Annotated in this window: 13 protein-coding genes; 8 read left to right on the top strand and 5 right to left on the bottom strand. The window is 49.2% G+C overall.

Going from position 1 to position 16817, the window contains the following annotated elements; translation table 11 throughout:
* Positions 1 to 2 precede the first annotated feature (2 nt).
* From istA to RGU75_RS21310, 3 genes are all read right to left on the bottom strand, one after another.
* Entirely contained in the window at positions 3 to 1526 is a 1524-nt protein-coding gene (istA, locus tag RGU75_RS21320) for an IS21 family transposase (RefSeq protein ID WP_322240175.1), read from the bottom strand.
* A 187-nt stretch (positions 1527 to 1713) separates the two neighbouring features.
* On the bottom strand, positions 1714 to 4245 hold the full coding sequence (locus RGU75_RS21315) for a hypothetical protein (protein ID WP_322239434.1): 2532 nt from the start codon (positions 4243 to 4245) through the stop codon (positions 1714 to 1716).
* Positions 4246 to 4852: 607 nt separating this feature from the next.
* Entirely contained in the window at positions 4853 to 5581 is a 729-nt protein-coding gene (locus RGU75_RS21310; RefSeq protein ID WP_322239432.1) for a glutathione S-transferase, read from the bottom strand.
* Between the two features lie 123 nt (positions 5582 to 5704).
* Here RGU75_RS21310 and RGU75_RS21305 point away from each other — a divergent pair, with 123 nt between their 5' ends.
* Positions 5705 to 6649 (top strand): hypothetical protein, encoded by a 945-nt coding sequence (locus RGU75_RS21305; protein ID WP_322239430.1) that lies wholly within the window; start codon positions 5705 to 5707, stop codon positions 6647 to 6649.
* Between the two features lie 26 nt (positions 6650 to 6675).
* On the opposite strand, the gene RGU75_RS21300 is transcribed toward RGU75_RS21305, so the two are convergent.
* Both RGU75_RS21300 and RGU75_RS21295 read right to left on the bottom strand, forming a co-directional pair.
* Positions 6676 to 7614, bottom strand: a complete 939-nt coding sequence (locus tag RGU75_RS21300; protein WP_322239428.1) for a LysR substrate-binding domain-containing protein — start codon at positions 7612 to 7614, stop codon at positions 6676 to 6678.
* Positions 7615 to 7703: 89 nt separating this feature from the next.
* Complete coding sequence (locus tag RGU75_RS21295) at positions 7704 to 8627, bottom strand: DedA family protein/thiosulfate sulfurtransferase GlpE (RefSeq protein ID WP_322239427.1); 924 nt, start codon at positions 8625 to 8627, stop codon at positions 7704 to 7706.
* A gap of 436 nt (positions 8628 to 9063) precedes the next feature.
* Between RGU75_RS21295 and RGU75_RS21290 the strand changes: the two genes are divergently transcribed.
* From RGU75_RS21290 to flhB, 7 genes are all read left to right on the top strand, one after another.
* Complete coding sequence (locus RGU75_RS21290; RefSeq protein WP_322239425.1) at positions 9064 to 10821, top strand: methyl-accepting chemotaxis protein; 1758 nt, start codon at positions 9064 to 9066, stop codon at positions 10819 to 10821.
* A 531-nt stretch (positions 10822 to 11352) separates the two neighbouring features.
* Entirely contained in the window at positions 11353 to 12222 is an 870-nt protein-coding gene (locus tag RGU75_RS21285) for a CheR family methyltransferase (RefSeq protein WP_322239423.1), read from the top strand.
* Positions 12219 to 12848, top strand: coding sequence for a chemoreceptor glutamine deamidase CheD (gene cheD, locus RGU75_RS21280; RefSeq protein WP_322239421.1), 630 nt, complete (start codon positions 12219 to 12221; stop codon positions 12846 to 12848). Before RGU75_RS21285 ends, cheD begins: the two co-directional genes overlap by 4 nt.
* A gap of 272 nt (positions 12849 to 13120) precedes the next feature.
* Positions 13121 to 14161, top strand: a complete 1041-nt coding sequence (locus RGU75_RS21275) for a protein-glutamate methylesterase/protein-glutamine glutaminase (RefSeq protein WP_416186888.1) — start codon at positions 13121 to 13123, stop codon at positions 14159 to 14161.
* Between the two features lie 237 nt (positions 14162 to 14398).
* Complete coding sequence (gene cheY / locus RGU75_RS21270; protein WP_322239417.1) at positions 14399 to 14797, top strand: chemotaxis response regulator CheY; 399 nt, start codon at positions 14399 to 14401, stop codon at positions 14795 to 14797.
* A 1-nt stretch (position 14798) separates the two neighbouring features.
* Positions 14799 to 15482 (top strand): protein phosphatase CheZ, encoded by a 684-nt coding sequence (gene cheZ, locus RGU75_RS21265; RefSeq protein WP_322239416.1) that lies wholly within the window; start codon positions 14799 to 14801, stop codon positions 15480 to 15482.
* Between the two features lie 150 nt (positions 15483 to 15632).
* Positions 15633 to 16781, top strand: a complete 1149-nt coding sequence (gene flhB / locus RGU75_RS21260; RefSeq protein WP_322239414.1) for a flagellar biosynthesis protein FlhB — start codon at positions 15633 to 15635, stop codon at positions 16779 to 16781.
* Positions 16782 to 16817: the final 36 nt, after the last annotated feature.

Raw genomic sequence — 16817 nt, 5'->3', positions numbered from 1 at the left:
CCTCATTGATAGTAATCAGGGCCACGCACATGGGCATGGTCAGGACTGACCCAATCGCCAACTGGGGCACACGGTGTGCGATCACGGTTATTTTTGAGAATGTCACGGACGTGGCGGTATTGGCAGGCACCGAGCTGTAAGGCCAGCATGCATCCTGCTTCAAGACGTGGCTTGCCGTAGCGCTTGGCCAATGACAGCAGACCAAGACAGGCACGGTAGCCGTGCTCGGGATGTCTGTTCTCGGCCATCAGACGCGTCACCGCCTCCGCTGTCGCCGTACCGATGGTCTGTCCCCAGTGAATCAGTCGCTGTGGCGTCCATTCCAATTGCGCACGATGCGCCACCGGCATATGCAGGGTGTCGGTGGTGAACCCGCCTTCGCCACTGTTGCGCGGATGACTGGCGACACGTTGACCGCGATGCAGGATTTCCACTGTCGTCGCTGTCATCCGGGCTTCCAGCACCTGACCGACCAGGGCTTGCGGCACACTGTAGTGATGGCGGCCGATCTCAACGTGGTAATCGTTATGCACCCTGACAGTCTTGAAATGCGCCATCTCATAACATTGCAATGGCAAAGGCCGTAGCGCCGGGACATCGAGTTGGGCAAACGCACTGGCGCGACTACCGGGTAGCTTCTGAAACGGCTTATCGTTAAGTACGCTCAGCAGCGGTGCGATGGCGACATCGACCTCGTGGACGCTGCTAAATTGCTGATGTCGCAGACGCGCCATGATCCAGCGCTCGACGATCTGCACTGCTGATTCGGCCTTCGCTTTATCCTGAGGATGACGCGGACGGGCTGGCAAGATGGAGGTGCCGTAGTGGCGCGCAAAATCGCGTACGGTGTCGTTACTGCGTGGTTCGTAGCGATTGGCGTCGGCGATCATAGCCTTCGGATTATCGGGAACAATCAACTGCGGTACCCCGCCGAAGAAGCGCAGCGCACGCGCTGTCGAAGTGAGCCAGTCGGCCATCGTCTCACGCGGCGTAGCACAGGCATAGGTGTAGCTCGATGCGCCCAGAGCAGCGACGAAGATGTGGGCACGGCTACCATCAGTGAGACCGATAGTCGGACCAGCATAATCAATGAACAGTTTCTCGCCAGCCCGGTGAATCTGGCGCATAGAGCGTTTGAGCTGTTTGGCAAACTGCCGGTAATTCACGCAGAACTGTGAGTAGGCATAGGTCTGGTGCTGGGCATAATCGGCACGATACTCTTCCCATAGCAACATCAGCGTCATCCCCTTGCGCCGCAGTTCGTGATGCAGCCTGGCGTAATCTGGCTGGACATGGTCTCGGGTCCGTTCTGGCGTGACCAAAAGCCGGTGCGCCAACTCGGTGTCGTCTACATCTTGCACCGCCGACCAGTCCAAACCGGCAACGGCGGCCAGGCCGACATACTTGGTGACGACTCCTTTTGAAATCCCCAGTGCTGCGGCAATCTGCTGGTGCGATAGTTTGGCATCCAGTTTTAAACGTAATACGTCTTTTATCTTACGCATAGTGATCCTTTGTACGGGCACGTTGTCTCCAGACAAACTGGAAGCGTACCCGTTCGGTTGCTCTATGCGTAACATCATCACGGTGCTGTACGACACCATTCCGGTATCGTGACCGATGATTCTGCTATCGTGACCGCCGATTCTGGTCGGGCTTGAAATCGGTCACGATAGACCGGAATGAGCGGTCACGATGCGCCAGAATGGTCGGTCACGATAGACCAGAATCGGTGGTCACGATCGGCCAGAATACCCACTCCTGCTTCAGATCCACTTTTGAGCCGGTTTCGGGCGCTTGTTTTGCCAGATGCGTTGTAATCTTGGATTCCGCAAATTCGTCTGAAATTCTGAAGTTAAAAGGAGGGCGAACAGAGGGAATCAGATAACTTGCCTGCTCTGCTCTGACCATCCCGGTGAAACAAAATAAGGCATCCGTCCCTATTGCCATTCCTTGCTCCGCGAGACCCTCGTCGGTATTTGCGGGCAGTGCGATCATTTCAGCTGTGTCAAGGACGGCAATTACGCAACTTCCCTCTGGAATCATTCCAATAAGGAATTTTCCGAATGCATAAATTGTAGAATGGAGGTTTCCGGTTACGGTTGTCGATGGTGGTTTCTCCGCTGACGCATCGATAAATCTTTTATGTATCGATGGTGGGAAGTTGTACAACCCACTCAAGGCGATGGCGATTTCATCTGGATTTGTTCCAAATGTAAAGATAGATGAAGTCTCAAAGCTAATCTGGCTGGACGGCTGGAACCGGACGCCGCTGGTAAAGGTGGCATGATGGTCATTCACGTACCTTGTTACATCGCCCGCTATTTGTTTCGTAATTCTGGAAACAACCGGGGAGCTCCAGGAGCGCTCCTCTGAAAATAAATAATATTCGGAAGACCCCGTGCTGTGTGTGGATCCGGTTCCGACAATAAATCCAGATGTTGCAGTAAGTGTGGCTTTATAAGAGGCGTTATCGTCTTCGGCTTTATATAAAATCACTTCGGGTACAAATACTTCTAGTCGACCCTCACTACTTGAGCGGATAAGATTTTCTTGATCGGTTTGTGGCAAATGCTCAATGCCGAATTTGTATAAATGAAATTTACTTAACTCAAGTTCATTTAGCGCACTCCTGGACTGCTGTTCGTGAAATGTATCGTTATTGAACCGTTCGGCTGCACATAATAAGAACGCATTCTCTTTAATTTTGACTTCCTGCAAGAGCCGAATTTTGGTTAGTACAGGCGCCATCAGAGAAGATAGTCCGGCTTTCATACGTTCAGCGGGACTCTTTAAGGGCTCACCAGGCGCATTTGCCGGAAGCGAATTGTAAAAGCGTATCAGGGCAGCGCCGGTAGTCGATGGCCATGCTTGAGGAGAAAGATTAATCAAGCTATGCAGGCCCACCTCACGCAGAACGGCGGGCGTGAGGGCGTGGCTGGTTTTTGCTGGAAATTGATGAATGAATCCGGCCCCAATGCTCATTAATGTGCCGTCACGACTATGATAGGAAGTCTGGCCAAAGTCAGGATGCTGAATGTTAAGTTCCGCGCTAAGCAACGGATCCATATCCACCAATGTCGCCTCGGTAAACCAATTTACCAGCGTATCCAATCGGTGACGCTCCGTCGCAGTCAGTGAAAGCCCGGGAAGCGCCAGCCTCCTGAGCACTAACCCTCTTATTTGAGTAGCCAATTTAGGCAATTTATCCAAGGTGGGATTAGCGTGTAGATCCCAGTCTACAATGCTGTGTATGAAATCTCTTAAGGTTCGAGCGCCCAATGTTTCATTTATTTCTGCTAAAGCATTAAAGAATAGCTTCGTGGCTGCTTCTTTTAATTCTGTCTGCGGCCTAACCGTTTGCGGTTGCACAATGTCACTCAACCAGACCCTGCTGCCAGCGGGAGCGCGCTGGAGCTGCGTCGCATACTTCAATATCGCGTACTCATATTGATCAACCGTTACCTCCTTCCCCCACTCGCGCCGAATTAAAGGTGCGAACGCGACCAGAAGCTGCTTAACATCGACTATATTATTACGGGTGTACTCGAGTGCTAGACCCTTTAATCGTTCGTCTTGCGGAACATTCGGTAGCCAGTGGTGATAAGCGTTGATACCGCTAAATATTGCTGCTGAGGTATTTAAAGAAGTTGTCTCAGCATCGGCGGTAAGGGCGGCCCAGAAAGTTTTAGGAGTAGGCTTAGGTTCTTGATCAGCTACGTGCCAATATCTTTCCCGGTTATGTTCAGGAACACTTGCGCCGACGCCCTGTATACCTCCCTTGGGTAACGCTGGCAGGCTGTCATATACATATTTTCCACATTCTAAAAGGCCGTTCCCGATGTCTGCTAACGTGGGTATATTTGACGGTGTGACTGCAGCCGTATCATTGTTCCGGCTTTTGATGGGTGCCGTTAGCTTCAGGTCTTCAGTGGTCGTCGGTAAGATAGGAAAACGCGTTCCCGTCTGTTTACAATAAGCTGAAAATAATAGCGATGGTTTACATGCATTTGCTATCAGTACAATGGCTAGCGCCAATCCTGTTTTATTGATAGGTCCTTCCGCAGCGCATGAGCTAAGGCAAGAAACGTCGCCAGGATTCCCGTAAAATTGCGCGTAACCATCTCGCAGTGCGGCCATTTCCACTTGTTCATTTTCTTCATTTATTTTTTCATTTTTAATTTCCGTATTAATGCGTTGTCTGCGGGTTTCCCTGGGCGCTTTTGCATGATGCGACAATTTCACTTTGTGTTGTGAGGCATCAACACCATTGCAGTTTGTGACCCGAGTGCTAAATGTCGAACGGGCGCCGGCAGTTAAAGCCGGCGCGTGAGCTGCGGAATTCGCGGGGGGCGGTGACGTTGAGAGACGGGAGGTGATAGGGCCCATGGGCATCCTTTGATGATGTTATTGACAGGTAACGACGAGCGACCAAGATGCTGCGAAACACCGACTTAGCTGGGGATGTTTCCGGTTATAGTTTTGGTTGTCAATCGTGCATTTATTGATGCGAAGCCGTCTAACATGGCTGGGTGACAGTTAAGAAAAGATATAAATTGAAACTAAGGATATAAATTGAAGGTAAGACAAGCTAGTTGTTGCCTTGTACGCGCTAAAGCTTTCAAATTCACGCCCTGTGGACGCTACCAATAGCAACTAAATAAGTACGGTATCGTATTTATTTAATTGCGTTGGTTTCTCTAAATTATCACTAAGCTTTTCTTCTGTCGCTAGGACTAGAACGAAAGTTTAGTTCTCATATGTGGGGTATTAGGTGGTGGCGTGGTCGCGTTATATTAGGACGCTCAGCCGTACTAAACGCTGTTATTCTTGATGGGTACTGCGTGTGCGCTCAGCTATCCAATTCAGGGTAGCGGCGAAAAATCCCTTGCTGGTTAAACGCCAGCCGTCTTGATGAGGCCAGGTATCGTGCTATCCGCGGCTGTGAAGCGACTAATTTGTACAATGCTATCAAACAGGGATAATCGGGTTCAAGTCTTTTCATGGTTTTTGGAAATGCATATCGCAATCCTGCGACTATCTGAAACATTGACAGGTCCACATAAGATAACGCGTCGCCGATTAAGTGTTTGTCACTTTTTGGGTTGCTGACGATAATCGACTCAAAGTAATCCAAAAATTTCGGTAGCCTTGCACCAGTGAAGTCAGTTGCGCGCAGTAATGCTTCAGGCTTTTGATCTTTGTAATACAGGCCACTGGCGACAGGGTGATGGGTATCGTGCACTTCGGTGACCAGATCGGCGATGGTGAGTTGTAGCTGATGGGCCCAGAGGTGCGTTGCTTCATCTTCAGGAACTAAATGTAGACGTGGGCCCAAAAACAAAAGGATGTTTGCAGTTTGCCCAATGAATATATCGCCAGATTGTAAGAACGGCGGGGCGAACGAGGGTAACGGATTGACGCCATTTTCCATCAAACGCAGCATCGCCGCCACGCCCATCCCGCTTCGCTCCGATCGACGTGCTACGTCTGTATAGGTCGCCCCGGATTGCTCTAACGCGAGTCGAATAAATTCTCCGCGCCCTTGAATCGTCGGCCAGTAATATAGTTTATAACGCATGCCTTAACTATAGCCGGAAGATATTGGACAAGGCAAGGTCAAACAATCGTAGGTTATTAGAACCTACTGTTGAGTGACAGTATTTCAGCAGATAAATTCTGCACGCAGTAAGATATAAGAAGGATGAATACTTTAGTTAAAAAATATTCAACAAGGCGGATGTTGCGCTGTTTAGCTATCTGCATGCTATTAATTGGTGCGGGATCCGCTGTTGCCGCAGGAATAGTCAAGCCAGAAGTAGTGGAATCGCTTTCACCCGTAACCCTACGCGCCAGATATGCCGATTTGCGCGGACAACTTAGTCATAATCAGTTTAATAGGCCGTTATATCTCGACTCTACCGAGTCTTCCAGTCATTTGAAGGGTGATATTTACGTATTAGTGGATTACCCATTTTCTACCGTCAATATAGCGCTCAATGATCCGTCGCATTGGTGTGACGTGTTAACGCTGCATCTTAATATCAAATATTGTCATGCTTCTGCAGATAAAAGTGGCGACGCGCTGCTGGTTAGCGTTGGGACAAAATACGATAAGCCACTTTCTCAAGCTTTTGATGTCACATTTTCGTACAGCGTAGCTGCGAAGACACCAGATTATTTTGCTGTGCGTCTTCATGCAAAAAACGGTCCCCTTAGTACGAGTGACTACCATATACAACTTGAAGCAGCATCGCTTCAGGAAGGTAAAACTTTTCTGCATCTGACGTATTCATACGCTTACAGCTTCGCAGGGCGTTTAGCTATGCAAAGTTATCTCGCAACAATCGGTCGAGATAAAGTCGGGTTCACCATCCAAAATGGTACGAGTAAGCAATTGCATGCAAGCCCGGATTATATCGGCGGCGTGCGTGGCCTGGTGGAGCGTAATACGATGCGCTATTACCTCGCCATTGATTCCTACCTCTCCGCATTTTCTGCGCCACCCGCCGCGCAGCGTGAAATGCGGCTGCAAAGTTGGTTTACTTCTACCGAACAATATGCGAAACAGTTACATGAAATGGATCGTGCTACCTATCTTGAGATCAAGCATAGTGAGTATCAGCGTCAGCAGAAGCCATCGTCATAAAAGATCAATTGCGTTTTCGATGTGGATTAATGTATTCCCTGAATCATGCGATTGATTAGGCGCGGCATTACATCTGGTTGCTGCATGCGTTCTACCCACCACGCCAGCGCAGCACCATTCTCACCGGTTCGCCAAGCCAGATAAAACTGTTCATCCTGTCTCGGTTCTTCCACTTCTTTGGCGATTAACTGACCCGAAGCAAGCGCTGCACGCGCGCACGGTTCTGGCAAAAAACCAAAGCCGATCCCGGCAACTTGTAATGCGAACTTACTCTGCATATCGGGTACTGTTAAGGTATTTTGTCCCAGCAAAAGTCCGACAGTGCGCGCCGCCATTTTTCTGGCAGAATCGGCCACCGTAATGGCGCGATAAGGGTGCATGTCGGCTTTTCCTAAAGGGTGCGTTACTTGTGCAAGAGGATGGTTTGGCGCGACGGCAAAGACGAATGAAAGACTTCCCATCGGCTCGGCAATGTAGCCGCCACCAGCTGGGCCTTCACCCGGCGCTGCAATGAGCAGGTCGACACGACGATCAAGTAGTGCTTCCCACGTGCCATCCAGCGATTCTCGTGCAATGCGCAGCCGCGTATGATCAGCGACTTCATAGAATGCGGCGATATCAGTCACCAGTGCGGTTGCCAGCGCTCCGCCTGAAAATAGTGAATCCAACCCGATGGTGAGTTCAGTTTCCCAGCCGGACGCCACGCGTCTGACGCGATGTTGAAGGTCTTCTGCGGCCTTTAAAATATAGCGGCCTTCTTTTAGAAGTTCAGCACCAGCTAAGGTTAATGTGACTTTTGGTCCACGTCTCTCAAATACTTGTACGCCTAAGTCCTGTTCCAGTTTGGCGACTGTGTAGGAAATTGTCGAGGGAACGCGATGTAAGGCAATGCCCGCTGCTGAGAATGAACCACGCCTGTCAATTGCATCCAAAATTTGTAACGCATCAAGGCTTAATCTAAGCATGCCAACTTTCGTGGGGGAAAATAGTTCGACACCTTTGGTATTTCATCGCAATACCGCCAGCGCTACAACCATGTTGTCTTAGTTCGGTGTCAGGTTTCGACAGGATAACCAGCAGCAACCCACGCATCGATACCGCCAGTCAGGGGCCGTACCTTTTTATAACCACGTTGCATCAATTGTTTGGCGACCGCTGCCGCCGATGCTTCATTAGGACACGCACAATAGACGATGATTTCCTGATCGGTCGTCGCATCGAGGGTGAAGGTATTGATCTGTTGTAATGAGGTGATGACTGCACCAGGAATCCAACCCTGCTGTTGCGCCAAAGGCGTTCTGACATCAACAATCGCCGGTTTTATACCTTGCTGCAGTAATCGTTCTAATTCCGCCACCGAAATACGCGCCATCAGTAATGACTTCATAAAACGTTTGCGTTGCCACCATTTCCCCACGACAAAAATGGCAACTCCAGCAAGGATGATCGCTAAACCGGTTTCACCCAACTCTTCTAGCAGAAGCAATAACTGGTCGATTGTCGTGCTAAAGCGCGAACCAAGGAAAATTGCCAGACCGGCCCACAAGGCCACACCAGCCCCGTCAAAGAGCAGAAAAGTTGGGCGACGGGTCCCGATCGTACCGGCCAATGCGCTGGCGATTGAGGCGAAGCCAGGAATAAATTTGGCAATTAGCAATGAGGGCGGACCCCATCGTGCATAAATCGCCTCCGTTTGCCGTACGCAGGAATCTGGCGACAGCGAAACGCGGCATAACATTCCCATCACTTTTCTGCCGTAGCGTTGTCCTGTCAGATACCAGCCATAGTCAGCAATTAATGCCGCCAATACTGCCGTGAGTAACAACATTGTAGTTGAATATTCACCACCGCTGGCTAGTGCGCCAGTGATGATCAACGTCGGATATGCTGGCAGCGGCACGCCTAACTGTGAGAGTAAGACATTAAAAAAAACAATAATCAGACCGTATTGCTCGATCAGTTGGAGCAGGTAAGACATTTAATCTCCAGTGCAACGACTGTGTTTGGTGATGTGTTCATGGGTTTGACTGGAGATGGTTGGTATTGAGCCCCTATTTTACTGCTTGCTCATGTTTAGCATGGTTTGTTATGCGTTTTTTTGTCATGGAGTCCGCGCCAAATGTTCTACGTGCTCTCTGATGAGTTTTTATGTGCATCGCTTTCGTCAAATCTTCTTGTGAAAATTCTGTAGTAGAAGGCTTAAATAAATCTTCAATGTTGCCGTTAACCCCTTTAAGTCGCGTTGTTGGTCTTGGTAACGGCTACTTTTCAGAGATTATATAAAGATCTTTTAAGCGTGACTGATCGAAAACTAGAATAGTGCCATATTGATATTTAACATCCTGACATCTGCACCCATTTTTACACCGCTGCGACTGATACGTTGCTTACACTTTTGAATTGAAAAGAAAAATATGACTTGGTTCAATAACCTCAAGATTGCAAGGAAGATGGTACTTTCTTTCGCATTGATGCTGATTCTGACCATATTACTGGGCGGCTTTTCGATTTTGCAGTTGGGGCGTGTAAATAGCGCAGCCACCGAAATTAACAGCAACTGGTTACCAAGTGTTCGTGCCGTTCTGCGTCTGAAATCGGAGTTGTCCAGATTGCGTCTAATGGAGTTGCAGCACGTCACGTCCTACGATGAAAAGGGCATGGAAAGCTATTCCGTCCAGGTGCCAGAAATAAAAGCGGCGCTAAAAAGAAATATATCTTTTTATGGAGCGATGAATCTAGGAGCGGCCGAGAAGATTACTTTTGAAAAAGTTAAAGCCGGTATGGAGACTTTCTTTTCCCAGAACGATAAGATATTCGCGTTATCGAAAGGAAACGAAAAAGAAGATGCGCTAAACGCTATTCGTGATGAATCTTTTTCGACCTTTCAAGGATTAAATGCTTCGCTCGATCAGTTGGAAAAGGCGAATAGTATTGGCAGCCAAAAAGCTAGCGCAAATGGAGAGACACTTTTCCGTAACGCTCGCCTTGCTATTTGTGCACTATTGATCGCGATGATCGTCATTGGTATGGGGATGGCGATGTGGATTGCGCGCAAGGTAGCGCAGCCATTGGAGTTTGCAGTGGATGTTGCGCGTCGGGTGGCGGATGGTGATTTAACCACCGATATTGAAGTCAGGTCGAAGGACGAAACCGGGCAACTCATGCAGGCGTTAAAAGATATGAATGCAAGCCTTCAGCAGATAGTGGGTGAAGTACGCAATGGTACCGATATGATTGCCACCGCATCGAGTCAGATCGCAGCAGGGAATCAGGATCTATCGTCGCGTACCGAGCAACAAGCTAGTTCACTGCAAGAAACAGCGGCATCGATGGAGCAATTGACATCAACCGTAAGGCAAAATGCCGACAATGCAAGCCAGGCTAATCAACTTGCCGTCACTGCATCGGAAGTCGCTCTCCACGGCGGTTCTGTCGTCACTCAGGTGGTGACGACGATGGGCTCAATTAATGCGTCATCGAAAAAAATTGTAGACATTATCGGCGTCATCGATGGGATCGCGTTTCAAACCAATATTCTGGCATTGAATGCCGCGGTCGAGGCGGCGAGGGCGGGTGAACAAGGGCGCGGTTTCGCCGTCGTCGCTGCAGAAGTCAGAAATTTGGCGCAGCGTTCCGCGAGTGCTGCCAAAGAGATCAAAGGTTTAATCGATGATTCGGTCAACAAAATCACCCTTGGTTCTCAGCTGGTTGATCAGGCCGGTACCACGATGAACGACATTGTAGTTAGCATCCGTCGCGTCACTGACATCATGGGTGATATTAGCGCGGCCAGTCATGAACAAACTGCCGGGATCGATCAGATAAATCAGGCGGTTAGTCAGATGGATCAGGTCACACAACAAAATGCCGCATTGGTTGAAGAAGCGGCTGCGGCGGCTGAGAGTTTGCAAGATCAAGCTGCTGCTCTGGCTGACGTCGTCAGCGCATTTAAGCTGGATCGACATGATGTTGTGACACATTTGCATGGTCAGACATCATTCAATAGTTCATTGCATGCATCATTGAATACATCACAAACCACTACCGAAAAAAACCAGCCGGCAGCCAAGCGCGTCATCGATATTACCCCACCAGCGCGCATGTTACATGGTCGCGCAGGCCATACAAGTCACACCCATTCGCCATCAAAGCATCCAACGGGCTCTGAATAACGATTCCGTCGAATTGCTTGGTGAACGTTGTCAAATTGCTTTGTATGGGTCGTTAATCAGATTTGCAAACTTGTACGCAGGTGATCAGTCCGACATTCAAGGTAAGCTTTCGGGCGCAAGTATTTGTTACATGCAGGAAGGAAGCCTTGTTTTAACGTGTTTTTCGACCCATTGAATGGCAACAGATTTATGTATATTTATCATCGTGTAGATAAAACATGCATAACAATATTTTTCGGTCGAATACGCAAAGAAAAAAATGGGTAGCCAATGCTATTTGCCAATCGATTGATTTTGATCGGGTACACATAACGTTGACTGTGTTGAAGGGATATCCAGATAGTTGCAGAAAATCACAGCATGACCATCAGTTTCTGACATCGTTGGCTGTCATTCTTAGATGGTTCGCATCATCGTTAATATCACTGGCAAATTATTTGATGTGTGCACTCCAAAATTTTCGAAAAACCTTCCGTTGCAGGATGCTAGCGAACGATTTTTCTGTATCCGCATGGTCAGGACGGTAACGCCATGACGCGTTCTTCACCAATATCACCAGTTTCAAACACTAGCGTTATGCGCGACTTTGTGCTCACGGAGTATGATTTTTCCCGCGTAAGAAATATGATCTATCAACGCGCTGGTATAGCCTTGGGCGAAAAAAAGTGTGAAATGGTCTACAGCCGGTTATCGCGGCGCTTGCGCGCTTTGGGACTTACCGAATTTGCGTCCTATCTGGCGATGCTGGAATCTGATCAGGATAGCCTCGAATGGGAGGCCTTTACTAACGCACTGACTACCAACCTGACCGCTTTTTTTCGCGAACCGCATCACTTTCCGTTATTGGCAGCGCACGCTCTTAAATGCGCCCAGCCGATCACCGTCTGGTGTTCTGCTGCTTCCACCGGTGAAGAGCCGTATTCAATCGCCATGACGCTTATTGAGGCGCTCGGTAATCGGGCTAGCACCGCCCGGGTATTGGCAACAGATATCGACACGCAGGTACTTGATAAGGCTGCAACCGGTGAGTACAGCATCGAACAGGTGAGAAAATTGTCACCGGAGCGGCTGAAGCGATTTTTTTTAAAAGGTTCCGGAGCACAGACCGGAAAGGCAAAAATTCGACCGGAAGTTGCCGCTATGGTCCGCTTTGAACAATTGAATCTTTTGAGCCCAAACTGGGCTCTCAAAGAGCCATTTGACGCCATTTTTTGTCGCAATGTAATGATCTATTTCGATAAGCCAACCCAAGGAAAAATTCTGGAGCGTTTTGCGCCTTTAATGAAGCCGCACGGCCTGTTATTTGCTGGACATTCGGAGAGTTTTTCTTATGTAAATCAACCGTTTAGATTGCGTGGACAAACCGTCTATGAACTGACCACACCTAAAGTGCGACCATGATTTCTGCAAAAATGGAGCCGGTCGCTAGTCATCATTATTTTGATCGCGAATTTCAGATTGAAGCCGTGAAGCTGTTACCCAATCAATATTACGTCACCGACAAGGACATGGTACTGACAACAGTACTCGGCTCATGCGTGTCGGCGTGTGTGCACGATAGTATGGCGGGTATTGGTGGTATGAATCATTTCATGCTGCCTGAAGATGGCGGGGCCAATACGCGGGATGCCACAGCCGCGGTATCAATGAATGCTTTGCAGGGAATGAAATCAATGCATGCCATGCGGTATGGCGCGTACGCCATGGAAGTGCTTTTGAACGAGCTATTGAAAGCCGGTGCGCGTCGTGATCGACTCGAAGCCAAGGTTTTCGGTGGCGGTGCGGTATTAGCAAATATGACGATGTTAAACATAGGGGATCGCAACGCTGAGTTTGTGCTGCGTTATCTTGAGTTGAATCAGATTCGTTTAGCAGCGCAGGATTTACGCGGGCAATTACCGCGGCGAGTGAATTACTTTCCAAGAACCGGAAAAGTGATGGTGTTGAAGTTACGTCGACATGATGATTTCGTGCAAGTGCAAAAAGAGGAGCGTGAACTGGTGCAGGTTTTAGCGCGTTTGCCGTAACTTTGCAGGGAAGCTTTCTTTGATCCTCACTACACGTTTGTATCGCGGACTAAACGGTGCTTAAATCTTGACGGACTGAAGCTGATCCCAGCTTTCCTTTGCTTGCCGCGATTTGATGATCAGATCGTACACCTGTATTAAGAGATCTGAATTGACGGAAATAAGTTGAATTGTTGTAGTCGGTGAAATAAACCCGGAATGAGACGGCCATAAAAAACGAGGGACAAGTGGCTAATAAAATAAAAGTAATATGTGTTGATGATTCAGCTTTAATGCGCTGTCTGATTAGTAAAATCATCAATAGTCAGCCGGATATGACTGTGATTGCGACAGCGCCCGATCCGCTTGTTGCGCGTGAGCTGATTAAACTATTAAATCCAGATGTGTTGACGTTAGATGTACAAATGCCACGTATGGATGGCCTTGATTTTTTGGAAAAACTTATGCGATTACGACCAATGCCGGTCGTAATGGTCTCTTCGCTGACGGAACAAGGATCAGAAACTACCTTGCGTGCGCTGGAGTTGGGTGCAGTCGATTTTGTTCCAAAGCCGCGGCTTGGTGCCTCTGATGACCTGGTTGAATACACCAATCTGGTTGCAGATAAAATTCGTACGGCATCACGTGCACGTCTGCAGATCAGGCGCACGTTGGTTCGCCGCGAGAAAAACGAGATCAATGTTGCACCGCCGCCCTTAGCGTGTGTGTCGTTATTAAATGCAGAAAAAATTATTGTCATTGGGGCCTCGACTGGTGGGACCGAGGCAATTAGGGAGATATTGCAGCCCATGCCACCGGAGTGCCCTGGTATTTTGATCGCGCAACACATGCCGCCCGGATTTACGCAATCTTTTGCACAACGTCTTAATGGATTGTGTCGAATTACGGTCAAGGAGGCTGTTCACGGCGAACCAATTTTACCCGGTCATGCCTACATTGCCCCAGGCGGCTATCACCTTTCGATAGCGCGTATGGGCGCGCAATACCTACTTCAGGTCGATCAGGAGCCACCAGTCAATCGGCACAGACCATCAATCGACGTTTTATTTGATTCAGCTGCCAAAGCCGTAGGAAAAAATGCTATTGGCATCATCCTGACCGGTATGGGCCGCGATGGCGCCGCCGGCTTGCTACGGTTGCGTCAGGCGGGTGCTTACACGTTTGCGCAAGACGAAGCCAGTTGCGTGGTGTTTGGTATGCCACGCGAAGCGATAGCAATTGGGGCAGCAACTGAAGTGGTGAGTATGAGTGAAATGAGTCAGCGTGTATTCACCCGTTTTACGGTACTGAGCGAAAGAACGCGTCGTTTTTAAAGAAAAGAAGTTAACGAGTGGCAAGTGAAGACTAATGAGAGGCTACCGGAAGCCAGGCACACCAATTTATACCGATTGTTTGAAAGCTAATGTGCACGGCATTTGTAGTCCAAAGACCAGATCGATAAGCAGTGGTGTTTAGTCCTACCTTTTACCTGAAAATTTTTTATAAAGTAGCAGTTTTGTCCGCCAGAAAAGCGGTCGACCTGCAATAGTAATCATCGTCTGGAGCACTAAATGATCGACAAAAGTATCAAAATTCTCGTGGTAGATGATTTCCCAACCATGCGCAGAATTATTCGCAATCTGCTCAAAGAGTTGGATTTCATCAACGTCGATGAAGCAGAAGACGGTGTTGCGGCGCTGGAGAAGTTGAAAGCGGGTAACTTCGGACTGGTTGTCTCGGATTGGAATATGCCTAACATGGATGGTTTGATCATGTTGAAGGTGATTCGCGCCGATCCGTTGCTGGCAAAGTTGCCAGTATTGATGGTCACGGCGGAAGCCAAAAGAGAAAATATTATTGCAGCGGCGCAGGCGGGTGCAAGCGGTTATGTGGTGAAGCCATTCACCGCCGCAACGCTGGAAGAGAAAATCACCAAGATTTTTGAAAAAATTCAAAGAGAAGGAGTGTGAGATGCCGCATACCATCGTTGCATCAGATATGTCGCTTCAATCCCCCATTCCGGTTGCCGCAGACACTGCCGAACAGCTGGTTAGTCGTATTGGGCATTTGACACGGACGTTACGCGAAAGCATGCGCGAGTTAGGGTTGGATCAAGAGATTGCCAAAGCAGCACAGGCGATACCGGATGCGCGCGACCGTCTCAATTATGTGGCTGCCATGACCGAACGTGCGGCGGAACGTGCTTTGAATGCCGTCGATGTTGCACAACCAATTCAAGATCAGTTAGCGTCCCAAGCCAGGCAATTACACAGCCGTTGGGATGCCTGGTTTGCAAAACCTGTGGCGCTAGGCGATGCCCGAGCACTTGTGACCGACACGCGCAGCTATCTGCAAGCAGTCCCGCAGCAAACAGCAGCAACGAACGTGCAATTGACTGAAATCATGATGGCGCAGGACTTTCAGGATCTGACGGGACAGGTAATCAAAAAAATGATGGAAGTGGTACAACAAATGGAAACACAATTGTTGCAATTGCTTATTGACAATACATCACAGGATAAGCGTCCTGATGTCGTGATTCAGACCGATACCCAAGGTCTCTTGAACGGTCCGCAAGTCGCTCCTATCAGTTCGGCAGATGCTGTATCCGATCAGACCCAAGTTGATGACCTGCTTGCCAGTATGGGTTTTTAAGTCCTCTGATTTGTGCGGATAGCTCTCAAACGCATCGATTGCCCAAGAAGCAACCCGTTCTCGAGCCTGTTCCCTTGATCAAACCATGGCTCCAGCAGCAATAATCCCTGTCGGGGGAGCACACTTCGCTCCCTCAGGCACGGAGCATGCATGGCGGAAGAAAGCGATCTCGAAAAAACGGAACCAGGGTCACCTCGTCGTCTTGAAAAGGCGCGGGAAGAAGGGCAGGTTGTACGTTCACGAGAACTGACTACGTTCGTATTATTGGTAACCGGCGTCGGTGGGTTGTGGTTGACCGCGATACCCATGAGCGAACGGCTGGGCCATGCTTTACAAAGCAGCTTGCAATTCGAACGTGCTTCTGCCTTCGATCCCTCGCACATGCTGGCGCAGGCTGGAATGGTGTGGCTTGAGGCATTACAAGCCATTGCGCCGCTATTGGGGCTGATGTTTATAGCGGCGCTGGTAGCGCCACTTTTGTTGGGTGGATGGCTGTTTTCAGTTGAATCGCTGGCACCCAAATTCTCCAAGCTAAATCCACTCGCTGGCCTTGGCCGGCTGTTTTCGTCTCAATCGCTGGCTGAATTAACCAAGGCCATCGCCAAATCATTTTTGGTCGGTAGCATCGCCTACGCGATTATTTCCGCAAAAATGGACGCGATACTGGCGCTCTTAACCGAACCGATTAATTCAGCGCTCCCTTATACAGTGCGACTAGTCGCCAATTGTTGCGGATGGATTATCGCGTCATTGTTTTTGATCGCCGCTATTGATGTTCCTTATCAGCTATGGAGTTTTCATAAGAAGTTGCGCATGTCGCGTGAAGATCTGCGCCAAGAACATAAAGAAAGTGAAGGCGATCCGCTGGTCAAGGCCAAGATACGTCGCCAGCAGCAACAGATGGCGCGTCGTCGCATGATGTCGGACGTGGCGACTGCAGACGTAGTGATCACGAATCCAACCCATTTTGCCGTCGCGCTTAAGTATCAGGATAAAGAAATGCGTGCACCGCGCGTGGTGGCCAAAGGGACCGATCTGATCGCCTTGCGAATCCGTGCCATCGGTGTCGAAAATAATGTGCCCATTCTCGAAGCGCCACCTTTGAGCCGTGCGCTTTATCGGCACACCAATCTCGGTGATGAGATACCGGCAGCGCTTTATACCGCGGTTGCTGAAGTGTTGGCCTGGGTATATCAGTTGCAGCGTTGGCGCGAGGGAAGTGGCAACGGCGCCGCCCCGCGTAATCCGGAAGATTTACCAGTACCCGAATCACTTGATCCATTAGGAAGTCCGGTATGAAGTTTGCAGACTTAACCGCCAAATCTGGCCTGACCT

The sequence above is a fragment of the Glaciimonas sp. CA11.2 genome (assembly GCF_034314045.1).
Taxonomy (GTDB): domain Bacteria; phylum Pseudomonadota; class Gammaproteobacteria; order Burkholderiales; family Burkholderiaceae_D; genus Glaciimonas.
Note: the sequence above shows the minus strand (reverse complement) of the source record. Positions and strands in the feature narration are given on the sequence as shown.